Below are 14,787 nucleotides of genomic sequence, written 5' to 3' on the forward strand. Positions count from 1 at the left end.
GGATCTCTCGGAAAAAATGAATGGTCGTGGGTGCAGTCGCGGGGTGACGCGTCTCCGGCCCGGCGGACTCTTTCAAGCAATCCGTGGTCCATTCGCGTGAAAAGTCGGCCCGGGACGCCTGCCAAGCCGACGTGGCACCTTCGCCCTGGTCGTTCATCATTCGCCGCCTAGGGACGCAGCTAGCCCCTTTGGCCAGCCGCCTGAAACCAGGCTCGCAGGTGTCCCGCAACATCGGCGCCAGCGAAAATCCGAAACGCCCCGTCAGATGCCCGGGCCAGGAGTGCGGGCGTATCAGCGAACAGGGTCTGAGCGCAGGCCTCAGCGCCGAACGACCTCGGGTGGAGATCGAGTCCACAACCGCGCGCCATCAGGTCTGCGGCGCCGGGGCCGGTGATCTCCCATTGTCGGCGTCCTGGCCCTACGTCGGCCAAGTGGTGGAAAACATTGTCGAGAGCCGCGCCGCAGATGGCCCTGGTGTGCACCGCGGCGTCACCGACGAGCGTCCATTCAGAGGGACCGGTCCAATGGACCCCCAGCCGGGCCGTGTTTGGAGTCGCGGGCCATTCGAACCCCGCCGCCGTGCCTAAACGCGCGATTAGGTCGGCATCGACCGACAGCGTGCGCAGAACGACGACCGGCGGACGCGTCTCCGAGATCCGAACAACGTCGCCCTCGAAACGCCAGGCCGGGATCTGGGGTTCAAGCATTGAGCCGCGCGCCCGAAGGATCGAACACCCCAGGCGAGGCGATCTTGGCGTATCTCAACCCCTGCTCCGTAACGACCTGGACTCGTTCGCCAAGCCGACTGCGACCGCCGCGCACCATGCCGAGCGATACTGCGCGCGCAAGGTGCGGACTGAATCCCGACGACGTGACGTAGCCCTCGGTGGGCCCATTCATAACCTCACCGGGGGTTCGCAAGTGCGCGCCGACGGGCAGAGGCCGGGTAAGGTCATCAGGCTCCAGCCCCACAAACTGGAAGCGGTCGCCCCTTTGATCCTCTCGGCGGATGAGGGATCGGCGACCGATGAAGTCGGTTTTTCGCTTCAGAATGTGACCCCAGCCGACGTCGAGCGCGTTGGTGGTCCCATCCGTGTCGCCACCCAAGTGCAAATAGCCCTTTTCGGTTCGAAGCAGCATCCAGGCGTCGAGGCCGACAGGTTCCAGCCCGGATGGCGCGCCGACCGCCATGAGCCGGTTCCAGAGTTCCTCGGTCCGATCCGCCGGAACGTTGATCTCGAAGGAGAGGTCGCCGGTGTAGCTCACGCGGAAAACCCGAGCCGGAATGTCGGCCACGCGGCCCTCGCGAAACGCCATGTGCGGAAACGACTCGGCGGCGAGATCAATGTCGGATCCGACCGCTCTGAGGATCTGGCGCGCCTTCGGGCCACTGAGGGTCGCGACACCCCAGGCGGTCGTCACGGGCGCCGTCAGGACCCGAAGTTGCGGCCACTCGCATTGCAGCCATTCCTCCAGCCATTCGGCGATCCGGCTGGCGCCGGCGCCTGTCGTGCCGACCAGGAATCTATCCTCCGCCAGGCGCGCCGTGACCCCATCGTCAAGGATCACACCGTGATCGTTGAGCATAAGACCGTAGCGGGCGCGGCCGACCTTCAGGTTGGACATCACGTTCGCATAGATGAGGTCGAGAAATCGTGGCGCGTCCGGACCGACCACTTCAATCTTGCCGAGGGGCGAGCCATCGAACAGGCCGGCTGCCTGTCGCACAGCTAGGGCTTCGCGCTGTTCGGCTGCGAGGGTGGTCTCGCCCTCACGAGGATAGGATGACGGCCGCGTCCAGCCGCCATACTCCTCGAACACCGCCCCGCGGGCGACGTGCCAGCCATGCGCGGGCATGTGGCGGCGGGGCCGGAAGAGCTCGCCACGCGCAAGTCCCGCGAACGCGCCCAGGTCTACTGGCGTATAGGGGAAGCGTGCGCTGGTCGTTCCTACCTGAGCGATCTCGCGGCCGGTAAGCTCGCCGAGGATTGCGAGCCCGTTGACACCGGAGGTCTTGCCCTGATCGACCGCCATGCCGAGCGTCGTGTAGCGCTTCAGGTGTTCTACCGAGACAAAGTTTTCCCTCGTCGCCAGAGCGATGTCGGCCGCCGTCACGTCATTCTGGAAATCGACGAACGCCTTGCCCGGCGCATCGACCTGCCACGCGGGTCGCCGTTCCGAGTCGACCGCGGGGGCGCATGGCGACCGCTGCGGGGCTCCGCTCGCCGCCTCGCTCCCGGCTGCTTCGCCATCGGCTACCGCTGTCGAGAGGTCGAGAGTCCCCGCAGCTGCGCCGCAGCTTCGCTCGGCTTGCACGGACATAAGGGGTCGAAAGGCCTCAATCCGGGGATCCCAGATGGCCTTGCCGCCCGACTGGCGAAACAGGTCGAGCGCCGGGTTCCAGCCGCCAGACATCGCGAGGACGTCGGCCCGGATCCGCTGGGAGCCACCGTCGCAGGACTGTACATCTACGGCGCTCAGGATCGGCGTGCCCCGCGTGCATGTCACTGATGCACCCAATCGAACCTCGATGCCCAGGTCCCGCAACCGTGCGATCCGATCTGCAGGTCCGTTGACCCGCGCATCGACCAGCATCGCCACCTCGCCGCCGGCGGCAAGCCAGGGCTCCACGAGGTCGTAGGCGTCGTCGTGACGCGTAAACACCACAAGCCGATGACCGGCGCGGACTCCAAACTCGAACAGGTATCGGCGGACCGCCGAGGCCAGCATGACACCGGGACGATCATTGCCGGGGAACACCAGCGGTCGTTCCAGCGCGCCGGTCGCCAACACCACCTGCGCGGCCCGTACACGCCACAGGCGCAGCCCTGACTGTGATTCGCCGGGGCTGGGCCGCTGCACCAGGGCCAGTGTGTTGTGGTCGAAGTAGCCGACGGCTGTGGTCCGAGTCAGAACACGGACATCCGGCATGTTGGCCAAGTCTTCTGCGACCTGATCGGCCCAAGCTTTTCCGGGGGTTCCCTCAATCCGCGCATCGCGCCATCTCAGCGCCCCGCCAACGCGGGGAGACTGTTCGGCCAGGATGATCCGGACGCCTGTCCGCGCAGCCGCCCTTGCGGCAGCAAGGCCAGCAACTCCCGCGCCGACCACCAGCACCTCGCAGTGGGCATTAAGTTCATCATGACGGACGGGGTCCGGTTCTCGCGTCGGGCGGCCGAGGCCCGCCGCTCTTCGGATCGCAGGCTCGAACAGCCGCCAATGGGGCCACATGAAGGTCTTGTAGTAGAAGCCCGCCGCAAGGAACCTGGAGGCGAGACCGTTGATCGCCGCCACATCGAAGCGGGCGCTCGGCCAGCAGTTTACGGCGCGCGCATCGAGCCCATCGAACAGTTCGACCTCGGTCGCCCGCAGGTTGACCCCTGCACCCGGGCCGCGCCCGACGGTGACAATCGCATTCGGCTCTTCAACGCCTGCAGCGAGCAGGCCGCGCGGCCTGTGAAGCTTGAACGAGCGGCCGACGACGCCGACGCCGTTCGCGAGCAGCGCAGACGCCAGGGAGTCGCCAGCAAAGCCGCCATACTGCCGCCCGTCAAAGCGGAAGCGCAGCGGACGATTCCGGTCGATGTCACCGCCGGCGGCGACGCGCTCGCCGGTCACGATGACACGACTGACGCCGGAGGCAGGTCGAGCGGGCCTGTGGCCGCGATTACGTGGGTTCTCGTATCGCGAAAGACTGAGAACCATCGGCGACAGCCATAGACGTGCAGCCAGCGCTCAGCATGCGGACCGCAGGTGTTCGCCCGGACAAACAGGTGATCGCGCCAGGTTGCAGCGTCCACCCTGTCAAAGGGTTCAGGTCGTACAGGCGCGAGTTCGCCGCCGCAGCGAAACTCCGTCTCGTCGCGCGGACCGCACCAGGGACAATCGATACGTAGCATCCTATCCCTCCTCAGTGTGCAATGCCCGCTCCTGCGGCTTCATCGATCAGAGCGCCGGTCGCGAACCGGTTGAGTGCGAACGGCGCGGCGATCGGGTGCGGGGCGCCCGTAGCGAGGTGATGGGCGAGGAGCGCGCCGCCCGCGGGGATCGCCTTGAACCCCCCTGTGCCCCAGCCGCAGTTCAGGTACAGGCCCGGGACAGGAGATTCGCCCAGGATCGGGCTGGAATCGTGGACGACATCAACGACGCCCGACCACTGGCGCAGCAGGCGGATAGGACCGAACGACGGGTACTGTTCGGCCACGGCGCCGATCACGCGCGCGGCGGTGGGCAGGTTGCCCCGCTGGGCATAGGACGGATACAGATCGAGCGCCCCGCCGAAGACGAGGCCGCCCTTGTCGGATTGGCTTATGTAGAGGCCCGTTGCGAGCGACCGGCTGACCACATCGAGCACCGGCTTGACGGGCTCGGTAACGAAGGCCTGAAGACCATAACTTAAGATTGGCAGTCGAAAACCGGCCATGTCCGCAAGGCGGCTCGAATTACCAGCCACAACTAGGGCCGCTTTCTCCGCGCCGATCCTGCCGAGGTTGGTCTGCACCGCGTTAAACACGCCGCCGGCGCCGGTCTCGATGCCGGTCACCTCGCAGTTCTGGATGATATCGACGCCCAGAGCGTCCGCGGCGCGGGCGTAGCCCCAAACCACCGCATCATGCCGGGCCGTGCCGGCGCGCTCCTGAACGTAACCGCCCCAGACCGGAAACCGCGCTTGCGGACTACAGTCGAGCACCGGGACTCGATCCCGAACGTCGGCGCGATCCAACATGCGCACATCGACGCCCTGAAGCCGCATAGCGCCGGTCAGGCGTGCGATCGCCTCCATGTCGTGGCGGCTGTGGCCGGTCACGACCATGCCGCGCTGACTGAACATGATGTTGTAGTTGAGCTCGTTCGACAGCTTTTCGTAGAGGTCGAGGGCCAGCCCGTAGAGGGCGATGCTCTGAGGGTAGTAGTAGTCGGACCGGATGATGGTGGTGTTGCGCCCGCTGTTGCCGCCGCCGATCCAACCCTTCTCCAGCACCGCCACGTTTGTGACGCCGTGGACGCGCGCCAGGTAAAAGGCGGTCGCCAGGCCGTGTCCGCCGCCGCCGATGATGACGACATCGTAGCGCGGCCTGGGAGTCGGCGATCTCCAGGCGGGCGCCCATCCCGTCTGCCCTCGCAGCCCCTCGCGGAGCAGCCGCCAGGCGGAGTATCGCAGCGGCGCCGCCACCTCAGACTTCGTCCGCGTCGAGATGAGACGTCAAGCGATGCACCGGCAGTCCGCCGGTGGCCAGCAGACGCCGATGAAACCTGCGGAGGTCGAATCCCGGCCTCGCTTCGGCCCGTCGGCGCGCCGCCTCGATTTCCATCATGCCCAACTTGTAGCCGACCGCCTGGCCGGGCCATGCCGCGTAGCGCACGGCCTCGCGTCTTGCGGTCGCGACCGACGCGGCGCCGGTTGAAACCATGTAGGCGACAGCCTGTTCGAAGCTCCAGCCGAGGTCGTGCAGTCCGGTATCGACCACGAGCCGCGCCGCCCGGAAGAGCTCCGACTGCAGTCGACCGATCTCCGAGCCGGGATAGGCGTCGTAAAGCCCCAGCTCTTGGGCCAGCTTCTCGGCGTACATCGCCCAGCCTTCGGCGAAGCCGTTGGACCGCGCCAGAAACAAGCGCAGCGCCGGATGACCGGCGGACATAGCGATCTCGCCCTCATAGATGTGACCGGGGGTGGCCTCATGGTAGGTTAGGGAGGGTAGTGACCAGCGGGCGACGTCGGCCATTTCCTTCAGGTTGATGACGTAAACTCCCGAGCGCCGGCCATCGAGCGAGGGCGGTTGCCCGCCGCCGCCCGAGGCATAGGGCTCCAGGAACGGCAGGATGCGACGGATCTCAGGTGGGCGGGTGGAGGCGCGGTCGAACACCCGAGGCATCCGCGCCTCGGCTGCGGCGACCATGTCCGCCAGGTCGGCCAGCAGGGCGGCGCGGCCGACATCGCTGTCGGCGTAGAGCTGGCCGGGCTGCTGAGACAGCGCCTTGAGTCGAGCTTGGATGCCGCCTCGGCTGAGCCCCTGCGCGGCGAGCGCCCCCTCCATCAGCGACTTCAGTCGCGCGACCTCCGCGCGGCCGCGCGCATGGATCTCGGCGGCCGACAGGCGGGTGTCGGCCTGCATCCACAGGAACCTGCTGTAGAGGTCGCGCCCGTCCGGGCGGGTGGCGAGACCGAGAGCCTCTCCCGACTGCGGGCGTATCGTGACGAGCGCGGCCTTCAGCCGACGATAGGCTGGGCCAACGTCTCTTTCGAGCAGCCTTTCCGCCATCGCTGCGCGGACGCCGTTCGCGTCGAGCCCGGCCGCATTGAGGTTCAGGCGGAACGCGGCGGCCAGCGGGTGGCTTGCGGGCGGCGTCGCGAGGAAACCGTCGATGACCTCGATCGCGCCATCCACGATCCGGCGCGGCGGCGGCCGAACCGCGGCGTCGGCGACCACCTCGGAGATCACATCATCGAGCGCCGGGCCCAGGGCCGCGAGGCGCGAAAGGTAGGCGTCGGCCTCAGCGCCGTTCGACACTGGCTGATGGTTCAGGAGCAGGCTCGGCGCGCCGATGTGGAGGCCGGATATCTGACTGACCGGATAGAGCTCGAAGCCCCAGATCACGCCCCAGGGGCTGAGATGGCCCTGCCCGCAGGCGGTCTCCAGATCGAGCCATCCAGCGGCGCGCTCCAGGACCAGGTCCCGCGTCAGAGCCCGGTCCGAACTAAGCTGCGTCATCCGGAACGGGCTCATGGCCTCAACGACTTGCCGCAGGCGCGCGGTGCGCTCCGCGCGACCCGCAGGTCCGTAGCGCCCCAGCCGGGCGTCGGCGTTCGGGCCCGCATCCTCGGGCGCGAAACCCAGAATGGTCGCCTGCTCCGGTTCGTGCGCCAGCAATCCGCGTTGGACGTCTTCAAGCGCACGATCGAACATTGGCGCGTCGGCGCCGGCCTCCAGCGCCCGAGCTGGAATCGCCGCGCTGCTCGCCAGGCCTGCGATCACGAGCCGCCGATCCGGCGGGCCGGCTGGCGGCTGGAGGTCGCCGGTCAGGTGCGGACTAGGAGGCAAAGGTCTGCGCCAGCCGACGGGCGATGGGATGCATGGGAATTCCGTCGCGGTTGATCCCGAACCAGGCGACGACCACGTCGCGACGGGGTGAGACATAGAGCCCCTGACCGTTCATGCCGCCCTTGAACATGTCTCCATCAGCAAACACCGCGTCCCATTGGTAGGCATTGTGATGCGGCTGTTCGCCGAACGCCTGGGCGATGCGAGGTCCGAGGTCGGCCTTCATGTAGCCGTCTGGACGTCCGGTCGACCAAAGGCGATCGAGTTGGGCCTGAGAGACGACCTGGAGGTCGCTCGTGACCCGCCAGCTTGGCGTGTGAAGCAGTCCGAAGCGGGCAAGATCGCGCAGGGTGGATGAGAACAGGCCGTGCAGTCCGGCCTGGCCCTGCGGAGACAGGCAGAGCGTGGCGGCTCGCTCGGCGCCCATTGCGGCCCAGATATCCTGCATGTGGGCAGCGATGCGCCGGTCGGTCAGCCGCTCAATCACGAGACCCAGGAGATTGCTGACGACCGAGGAGTAGCGCGCCGCTACACCGGGCGGCTCCAGGCGTCCGACGCCGGCGATCACAGCGTTGTGGGTGGGCAAGGCGCCTTCGCTGTCAGGCTCGCCGAACTCAGCTCGAAAGAAGCGTGAGATCGGCGTGGTCGGATCGTTCACGGCGGCCGGGGTTTCCTCCAGGTCGAGGCCGGTTGACATGTCGAGGACGTCCCGAAGGCTGACTCCGCGCCAGGCGGTCCGGGCGAATTCCGGGAGGATGTCCGTCACGTCTACGGTCGGGTCGAGCCGACCCGCGTCCTGCAGTCGCCCCGCCAGCAGTCCGCCCCAGGTCTTGGCGACTGACATCCAGACATGGCGGTCGCGCGGCGCCATGCCGGGGTAGGCCTCGGCGACGATCCGGCCGCGATGAAGTACGATCACACCCTGGAGACGCCAAACAGGCTGCTCAATCAGCCGCCCGAGACTGAGCAGACCATGCGGTGTCTGCGCCGCGACTTCTCACGAAGCCGATCTCCAATCTTGTCGCGTTTGATCTTCAGCCCCATCCGGCACTCCCTATCGATTTCGGGAGTGAGAGGAGGGCTGTCGCCAAGCTCGTCATTCCCAAGGACGCAGGGAATGACGATAGCGACGCCGGAAGGGCACAGACCTAGGCCTGCGTGTCCCCTCCATGCGACGCAACTCTTCGGGTCGGTCTCAACATGACCTGACGGTCTCAGGAGTGGTCCGCGCTTCGAGTCTTGTCAACACGGGCTCCGAAGCGTTGCAGAACGTCGATCATCACGATCGCTTGTTTATCAGTTGAAAGGGAGATCGCCGTCTTCCGAGTGACTTCCGGAAACTGGCAGATGCTGAGACGCAGGTCATCTGACAGACGGCTTTCTATCCTAGCCGCCGCACGTTTCTCGTATGCCCACATATCCATTGGACCTTGCCGCACCCGTAAGCACAAGTCCGATCACGCCCGGCCGACCGGGCTCGCCTCAGTATGGGGGCCGCATCGGGCGGCGCCCCGATCAACGGAGGCGAACATGGCCAAAGCGAAAACCACCCACACTGAGGTTCTCAATCCAGCCGTCGCGCCCAAGGGCAAGCTCGGCGCGATGCTGGCGCTGCTGCTACGGCCCGAGGGCGCGACCCTCCTGGCGATGCGGGACGCCACCGGCTGGCAGGCCCACTCGGTGCGCGGCGCCATGTCTGGCGCGATCAAGAAGAAGCTGGGCATTACGATCAGCTCCAAGAAGACCGAGACCGGCCGCGTCTACCGGGCCAGCCAGGGAGCCGGCGCGTGAGAGCCGGCGATCCCATCGCCCAAGAGGTGAGGGTGCTCGCCGCGCTCGACCTCGAGGGGCTGCGGGCGGAGTGGCGGCGGCGATGGGACCAAGCGCCGCCTCAGCTTCGTACCCGTGAACTGCTCGCGCTGGCCTTGGCCTACCGCATTCAGACCCGTCAGCATGGGGACCTGCCCGGATCGATGAAGCGGCGTATTGCCGAGCTCGGCCGTCGCTTCGCAGACGACCGCGACTTTAGGCCAACGCCTGGCCCGGACCTGAAAACCGGGTCTTCCCTAATCAAGGAGTGGCGCGGTGTTCGCCATGAAGTCCGGGTCACATCCGATGGCTTCAGCTATCGCGGCGAGCGGTTTGGCTCCCTAAGCGAGGTCGCCCAACACATCACCGGCACGAAGTGGAATGGTAGGCTCTTCTTCGGACTGACGGAGCGCCGGCGATGAGCGTGCGCCTGCGCTGCGCGATCTACACGCGCAAATCCACCGAGGAAGGGCTGGACCAGAACTTCAACAGCCTGCACGCCCAGCGGGAAGCCTGCGAGGCCTACGTACTCTCCCAAGCCGGGGAGGGCTGGTCCGCGATCAAGACCCCGTATGACGATGGCGGCTTCTCCGGCGGCTCGATGGAACGTCCTGCGCTCAAGCAACTGCTTGAGGACATCCGGCGGGGCCTCATCGATGTGGTGGTCGTCTACAAGGTCGATCGGCTCACCCGGTCCCTCGCGGACTTCGCGAAGATCGTGGAGATCTTCGACGCTCGGGGCGTCTCCTTCGTGTCCGTCACCCAGGCCTTCAACACGACGTCAAGCATGGGCCGGCTGACGCTGAACGTCCTGCTGTCGTTCGCCCAATTCGAACGCGAGGTCACCGGCGAGCGGATTCGCGACAAGGTCGCAGCCTCGAAGGCCAAGGGCCTCCGGATGGGAGGTCGCCCGCCGCTGGGCTACGACATCGTCGAAGGCCGTCTGGCCATCAACGCCGTTGAGGCGCCGCGTGTGCGGCGGATCTTCGAGCGGTACCTGGAACTCGGTAACCTGTTGGCGCTGGAGCGCGACGGCCACGAGAGCAAGCGCTGGGTGAATAAGGCGGGGGATGTCGTCGGCGGAGGGGTCATGACCCGCGGGCCACTGCATTACTTGCTTACGAACCCCGCCTACCGCGGTGCGACCCGGCACAAGGATAAACTCTACGACGATACCCATCCGGCCATCATCGACGTTAAGCTATGGGCCGCGGTGCAGGCGAAGCTCGCCGTTAGCAACGCCAGCCAGCCCCAAACACCCCGCGTCGCTGAACCCGCCCTGCTGGCAGGCAAGCTGTTCGACGATCGAGGCAACGCGATGGTGCCCGTCCACACCCGTCGAGGATCCCAGCGATACCGCTACTATGTCAGCCGCCCATCGCTCACGGGTCGGGGAGAGGCCGGCCGCCTACATCGAGTATCGGCAGGCATCCTGGAAGAGTTCCTGGCCGGTGAACTTGCCCCGACCCTTGCCGCCAGCTGGATGCCGGAACACGGCGCTGAGGTGCGGTTTGCGGCCGCGATCCGGGAGGTCCGCGTCGGGTCCGACGAGGCTTGCATTCAGATGGAGCCTGACGCGATGGCCGCCGGTGGCGGCGTCAGCGAACTCACCACGATCCGGCTCGCCTTCCATATGAGCCGTCGGCAAGGCGCCCAGATCATCATGGGGACGAATGGCGACCCGCCGCAGGCGCGCCGAGTCGACCGAACCCTCGTGAGGGGCGTGGTACAAGCGCGCCGCTGGATGCAGGCTCTTGAGACGGGCGCCGCCACCTCCATCACGGACCTCGCGCGCCGCGAAGGCCTCTGCAATCACTACGCCGCCAGACTTCTCCCGCTGGCCTATCTGGCGCCCGATCTCGTGGGTCTGATCATCGAAGGACGGCAGCCCGCGGCCATCACTCTGACGGCCGTGACCGCAGCCCCGCTGCCGCTGAACTGGGATGATCAGAGGGCCTGGTTCCGCGCCCTCGCCTGCGGCTGACCTAGCTGCGAGTTTCCCTGCTTCTGGTCCCGCACTTCCCTGCAACATCTAGATCGCTCCGACGCCGTGGCGGGGCGATTGTCGTTTCGGGGCAAGTGGATGGCATCGTTGACGGCCTGAGTGTGGGGCCGAACAGAAGAACGAATTCCCTGTTCTTTTCCCTGATAGCAGGGAACGCGCCCGTTCGGACAATGCAGTGCTGATAACGCCCGATCGGCGCGCCCGCGGAACGACCGAAAGTGACACTTTTGGAATGGGCCCAGAGAGCCGGCCAGAGATTTGGCCCTGTTCCGGCGAATTCGGTCTCTCGGAGAGCCATCTCGGCTCGCCAAATACGACGCAAGCCACGGTAATGTCGGGAGAATTCAGGGTCCGGGCGGGAGCCCCGGTAACCCCGAAGAGTAGGTGGTCGGAGTGGCAGGATTTGAACCTGCGACCCCTGCGTCCCGAACGCAGTGCTCTACCAGACTGAGCCACACTCCGACTTGGAGGCGGGCTTATAGAGGAGGGGGATGGGGCTCGCAAGCGCGGCCGAGTTCAGGTGTCGGGCCGGGCGTTGCATCGGCCCGGCCGCTGCGCTATTTCCCCCGCTCCCGCGCCGGCGAAACCCGGTCCGGGCCGTTCCTGCTGGGGAATGGTGTAATGGTAACACAGCGGTTTTTGGTACCGTCATTCTAGGTTCGAGTCCTAGTTCCCCAGCCAATCCTCCCATTCCCGATCGTACCTCCCGGGTAATTGGCCCGCCGCGCATGCGGGCGCATGTCTGGCGCAGGCAACCGGCGGGAGGGTTCAATGGCGACTCAGGCGCAGCATAAGGCCTGGCTGAAATTCGCGGCCTTCGTGGTGGGCGTGGGCGGGCCCATATTCTTCCTGGGATCCATGGCGGCCACGGCGGAGCCCGCGCGGCTGACGCTGGACATCCTGAGCTGGCCCATCGACGGGGCGACGACCTACGCCGATCCGGATACGCGGTTTCTCTCGGCGCTGTCCGGCGGCTTCCTGCTCGGTTGGGGCGTGACGATCTGGGGCCTCGCGACGCGGCTCTATGACCTCGCGCCGGAAGCCGTTCGCCGGACGCATGTGGCCGGCGCGCTGGCCTGGTTCCTGCTCGACAGCGCGGGCTCCATCCTGTCGGGCAACGCGTCGAACGCGCTCTTCAACATTGTGGTGCTGGCCCTGGCGGTCGGGCCCCTCTGGCGGCCGGCTAAAGCCTGAGACCCGGCGCATCCGCCGCCGAGTTCGAGCCGCCGTTGAGCGGCAGGGTCATCCAGACGATGTCGACCCAGCGGCCGAATTTCCAGCCCAGCGCCGGACCCATTCCCGCCGGCTCGAAGCCGAGCGACCGGTGCAGGCCGATGGAGGCGGCGTTGCCGCTGTCCCCGATCACCGCCACGATCCGCCGCATGCCGACCTGCTCGCAGGCCGCGATCACCGCGCCCAGCACGGCGCGCCCTACGCCCTGGCCCACCGCTTCGGGCGCCACATAGACGCTGTCCTCCACCGTGTAGCGATAGGCGGCGCGGGGCCGGAAGGGTCCGGCGTAGGCGAAGCCCAGAACCGCCCCGCCCGGGCTATCCTCGGCCACCAGATAGGGCAGGCCGTGAGCGACCACCGCGGCGCGGCGGGCCTCCATGTCGGCGGGCGAAGGGGGAACCTCCTCGAAGGTGCCCAGGCCGTGCAGCACGTGGTGGCCGTAGATGCGGGCCAGGGCCTCGGCGTCGGCGGGCGTTGCGGCGCGGATGATCATGGCGCGCGCCATCCCCCGTCCAGGGCCCAGACCGCAAAGGCGTAGTCGAGCGCGATCTCCTTCAGGAAGTCGAACCGGCCCGAGGCGCCGCCATGGCCGGCCTCCATGTTGATCTTCAGCAGCACCGGGGCGTCCGAGGTCGATTGGTCGCGCAGTCGGGCCGCCCACTTGGCCGGCTCCCAGTAGGTGACGCGCGGATCCGAGAGTCCGCCGGTGGCCAGGATCGGCGGATAGGGCCGGGCCGCCACCTGATCATAGGGGCTGTAGCCCGCGATGCGGTCATAGGCGGCCGCATCCTCCAGCGGATTGCCCCACTCGGGCCACTCCGGCGGGGTCAGCGGCAGGGTCGTGTCGCTCATGGTGTTCAGCACATCCACGAACGGCACGGCGGCGATCACCGCGCCCCAGAGTTCGGGTCTGAGGTTGGCCACCGCGCCGACCAGCATGCCGCCGGCCGAGCCGCCATAGGCTGCGATCCGGCCCGGCGTCGCATAGCCCTCGGCGACCAGGTGATCGGCGCAGGCGATGAAGTCGGTGAAGGTGTTGGTCTTGGCTTCCTTGCGGCCATCCAGGAACCAGCCCCAGCCCTTGTCGGACCCGCCCCGGATGTGCGCCACCGCCCAGATCCAGCCCCGGTCCACCAGGCTAAGATTGCGGATCGAGAAGCTCGGCTCCATGGCGATGCCGTAGCTCCCATAGCCGTAGAGCATGACCGGCGCGGAGCCGTCGCGCGGCGTATCGGCCCGCATCAGCAGCGTGATCGGAACCCGCGCGCCGTCCGACGCGGTGGCGGTGATCCGGCGCGCCACATAGGCCGCCGGGTCGTGGCCCGAGGGCACCTCCTGGGTCTTGCGCAGGGTGCGCCGGCGGCTGTCCATGTCGTAGTCGAACCACTGCCGGGGCGTGGTCGGGGACTGGTAGACGTAGCGGGTGAGCGTCGTGGCGTACTCGTGGCCGGGATCGAGGCTGAGCGCATAGGCCTCCTCGTCGAACGCCACTTCGTGTTCGTTCCCCGCGCGGTCGATGATCACCAGCCGATCCAGCGCCTCCACCCGTTCGGCCCGCGCCAGATGGCCCGCATAGGCCGCGAAACCGGTGATGTAGCGACCCGGCCGGTGGGCGATCCAGTCGGCCCAGGTCGTCCGCGCCGGGATCGCCGCGTGCGAGACGCAGAGTTTGAAGTCGACGGCCTCGTCCGCGTTGGTGCGGATCACCCACCGATCGCCCCAGTGGTCCAGGCTGTACTTCACGCCCTCGCAGCGAGGTTCGGCGATCACCGGCGCTGCGGTCGGGTCGGCCGCCGGGATCAGCAGGATCTCTGTGGTCTCCTGGTTGCCCACATGGATCAGGATGTGGCTGTCGTCGGCCGCCGTCCCGACCCCCAGGAACATGCCCTCGTCGGCCTCTTCATAGACCAGCGTGTCTTCACCGCCGCGCACGGGCCGACGGAACACCTTGGCGGGACGGGCGTTCTCGTCGCGCCAGATCCAGAACAGCCACGCGCTGTCCGGTGAGAAACAGAAGTCGCCATAGGCGCTCTCCACCGGCGGGCCCGCGTCCTGGCCGGTCGCAAGGTCGCGCACGCGGATCTGGAAGTACTCCGAGCCCTGCGTATCGACCGCCCAGGCGAACAGCGTGTGGTCCGGGCTGTGATGCGCGGCGCCCACCTGATGATAGGCGTGGCCCTGGGCCTCCGCCGCTTCATCGAGCAGGATCGTCTCCGGACCCCCGTTATCGCCGCCTGGGCCGCGCGGGCGTCGGGCATGGATCGGGTGTTCCGCGCCAGGCGCATAGCGGCTGTAGTACTCGTAGGGCCCGTCGGCTGCGGGCACGCTGGCGTCATCGTCCTTGATCCGGCCCTTCATCTCGGCGAACAGCTGGGCCTGCAGCGCCTCGGTCCCGGCCAGCATGGCCCTGGTGTAGGCGTTCTCGGCTTCCAGATGGGCGCGGATGTCGGCCTTGAGCGTCGAGGGATGGCGCAGCACCTGCTGCCATGCCTCGTCCTTCATCCAGGCGTAGTCGTCGATGCGCACGCGTCCGAGCTGCTCGATGCGGTGCGGGATCTTCGGGGCGATGGGTGGCGCGGGACGTTCGGACATGGCCGCTAGATGCGCCGCCCGTTCCCTCGGCTCAAGGGTCGAGACCGCGCCGACTTGGCGAAACGCCGCGATGGGCTATCTGATGGGCGGACCACAGGAACGCGCCAT

12 protein-coding genes and 2 tRNA genes are annotated in these 14,787 nt (G+C 67.3%); 5 read left to right on the forward strand and 9 right to left on the reverse strand.

Annotated elements, in window-relative coordinates; genetic code table 11:
• Positions 1–179: 179 nt before the first annotated feature.
• Genes ACIQ3R_RS00605 through ACIQ3R_RS00630 form a run of 6 tightly spaced genes read right to left on the reverse strand, consistent with a single transcriptional unit; the run spans position 180 to position 7,959 of the window.
• The gene (locus tag ACIQ3R_RS00605; protein ID WP_397413880.1) at positions 180–707 is read right to left on the reverse strand and encodes a sarcosine oxidase subunit gamma; all 528 of its coding nucleotides are present in this window, start codon (positions 705–707) and stop codon (positions 180–182) included.
• Complete coding sequence (locus tag ACIQ3R_RS00610) at positions 700–3,618, reverse strand: sarcosine oxidase subunit alpha family protein (RefSeq protein ID WP_397413882.1); 2,919 nt, start codon at positions 3,616–3,618, stop codon at positions 700–702. The genes ACIQ3R_RS00605 and ACIQ3R_RS00610 overlap by 8 nt, the downstream gene beginning before the upstream one ends.
• On the reverse strand, positions 3,615–3,899 hold the full coding sequence (locus ACIQ3R_RS00615) for a sarcosine oxidase subunit delta (RefSeq protein WP_397413884.1): 285 nt from the start codon (positions 3,897–3,899) through the stop codon (positions 3,615–3,617). Before ACIQ3R_RS00615 ends, ACIQ3R_RS00610 begins: the two co-directional genes overlap by 4 nt.
• Positions 3,900–3,910: 11 nt before the next feature.
• A complete protein-coding gene (locus tag ACIQ3R_RS00620) occupies positions 3,911–5,173 on the reverse strand; it encodes a sarcosine oxidase subunit beta family protein (protein ID WP_397413887.1) in 1,263 nt (420 codons plus the stop codon).
• A gap of 1 nt (position 5,174) precedes the next feature.
• A complete protein-coding gene (locus ACIQ3R_RS00625) occupies positions 5,175–6,974 on the reverse strand; it encodes a DUF885 domain-containing protein (protein ID WP_397413889.1) in 1,800 nt (599 codons plus the stop codon).
• 55 nt (positions 6,975–7,029) lie between these two features.
• Positions 7,030–7,959, reverse strand: a complete 930-nt coding sequence (locus ACIQ3R_RS00630; protein WP_397413891.1) for a serine hydrolase domain-containing protein — start codon at positions 7,957–7,959, stop codon at positions 7,030–7,032.
• 611 nt (positions 7,960–8,570) lie between these two features.
• On the opposite strand from ACIQ3R_RS00630, the gene ACIQ3R_RS00635 reads away from it, so the two are divergent.
• Genes ACIQ3R_RS00635 through ACIQ3R_RS00645 form a run of 3 tightly spaced genes read left to right on the forward strand, consistent with a single transcriptional unit; the run spans position 8,571 to position 10,833 of the window.
• Complete coding sequence (locus ACIQ3R_RS00635) at positions 8,571–8,831, forward strand: DUF3489 domain-containing protein (protein ID WP_397413893.1); 261 nt, start codon at positions 8,571–8,573, stop codon at positions 8,829–8,831.
• Between the two features lie 32 nt (positions 8,832–8,863).
• Positions 8,864–9,271 carry a DUF2924 domain-containing protein gene (locus tag ACIQ3R_RS00640; RefSeq protein WP_397413895.1) on the forward strand — a complete coding sequence of 136 codons (408 nt, stop codon included), beginning with the start codon at positions 8,864–8,866 and terminating at the stop codon, positions 9,269–9,271.
• Entirely contained in the window at positions 9,268–10,833 is a 1,566-nt protein-coding gene (locus ACIQ3R_RS00645) for a recombinase family protein (RefSeq protein WP_397413898.1), read from the forward strand. Before ACIQ3R_RS00640 ends, ACIQ3R_RS00645 begins: the two co-directional genes overlap by 4 nt.
• A 406-nt stretch (positions 10,834–11,239) precedes the next feature.
• Here ACIQ3R_RS00645 and ACIQ3R_RS00650 read toward each other — a convergent pair.
• Positions 11,240–11,316: transfer RNA gene (locus tag ACIQ3R_RS00650), tRNA-Pro, on the reverse strand.
• Between the two features lie 145 nt (positions 11,317–11,461).
• Here ACIQ3R_RS00650 and ACIQ3R_RS00655 point away from each other — a divergent pair.
• Both ACIQ3R_RS00655 and ACIQ3R_RS00660 read left to right on the forward strand, forming a co-directional pair.
• Positions 11,462–11,535 (forward strand) — tRNA-Gln (locus tag ACIQ3R_RS00655).
• Positions 11,536–11,625: 90 nt separating this feature from the next.
• Positions 11,626–12,048, forward strand: coding sequence for a hypothetical protein (locus tag ACIQ3R_RS00660; protein WP_397413900.1), 423 nt, complete (start codon positions 11,626–11,628; stop codon positions 12,046–12,048).
• Here ACIQ3R_RS00660 and ACIQ3R_RS00665 read toward each other — a convergent pair.
• Positions 12,038–12,592, reverse strand: coding sequence for a GNAT family N-acetyltransferase (locus ACIQ3R_RS00665; protein ID WP_397413903.1), 555 nt, complete (start codon positions 12,590–12,592; stop codon positions 12,038–12,040). The genes ACIQ3R_RS00660 and ACIQ3R_RS00665 overlap by 11 nt on opposite strands.
• Positions 12,577–14,679 carry a S9 family peptidase gene (locus ACIQ3R_RS00670; RefSeq protein WP_397413905.1) on the reverse strand — a complete coding sequence of 701 codons (2,103 nt, stop codon included), beginning with the start codon at positions 14,677–14,679 and terminating at the stop codon, positions 12,577–12,579. Before ACIQ3R_RS00670 ends, ACIQ3R_RS00665 begins: the two co-directional genes overlap by 16 nt.
• Positions 14,680–14,787: the final 108 nt, after the last annotated feature.

It is taken from the genome of Phenylobacterium sp. (assembly GCF_044371015.1).
Taxonomy (GTDB): Bacteria; Pseudomonadota; Alphaproteobacteria; order Caulobacterales; family Caulobacteraceae; genus Phenylobacterium.

Excerpts from the sequence above, each read along its gene's own strand:
- ACIQ3R_RS00605 (WP_397413880.1), bottom strand. The coding sequence starts at position 707 with ATGCTTGAACCCCAGATCCCGGCCTGGCGTTTCGAGGGCGACGTTGTT.
- ACIQ3R_RS00670 (WP_397413905.1), bottom strand. The coding sequence starts at position 14,679 with ATGTCCGAACGTCCCGCGCCACCCATCGCCCCGAAGATCCCGCACCGC.
- ACIQ3R_RS00635 (WP_397413893.1), top strand. The coding sequence starts at position 8,571 with ATGGCCAAAGCGAAAACCACCCACACTGAGGTTCTCAATCCAGCCGTC.
- ACIQ3R_RS00645 (WP_397413898.1), top strand. The coding sequence starts at position 9,268 with ATGAGCGTGCGCCTGCGCTGCGCGATCTACACGCGCAAATCCACCGAG.
- ACIQ3R_RS00615 (WP_397413884.1), bottom strand. The coding sequence starts at position 3,899 with ATGCTACGTATCGATTGTCCCTGGTGCGGTCCGCGCGACGAGACGGAG.
- ACIQ3R_RS00665 (WP_397413903.1), bottom strand. The coding sequence starts at position 12,592 with ATGGCGCGCGCCATGATCATCCGCGCCGCAACGCCCGCCGACGCCGAG.
- ACIQ3R_RS00660 (WP_397413900.1), top strand. The coding sequence starts at position 11,626 with ATGGCGACTCAGGCGCAGCATAAGGCCTGGCTGAAATTCGCGGCCTTC.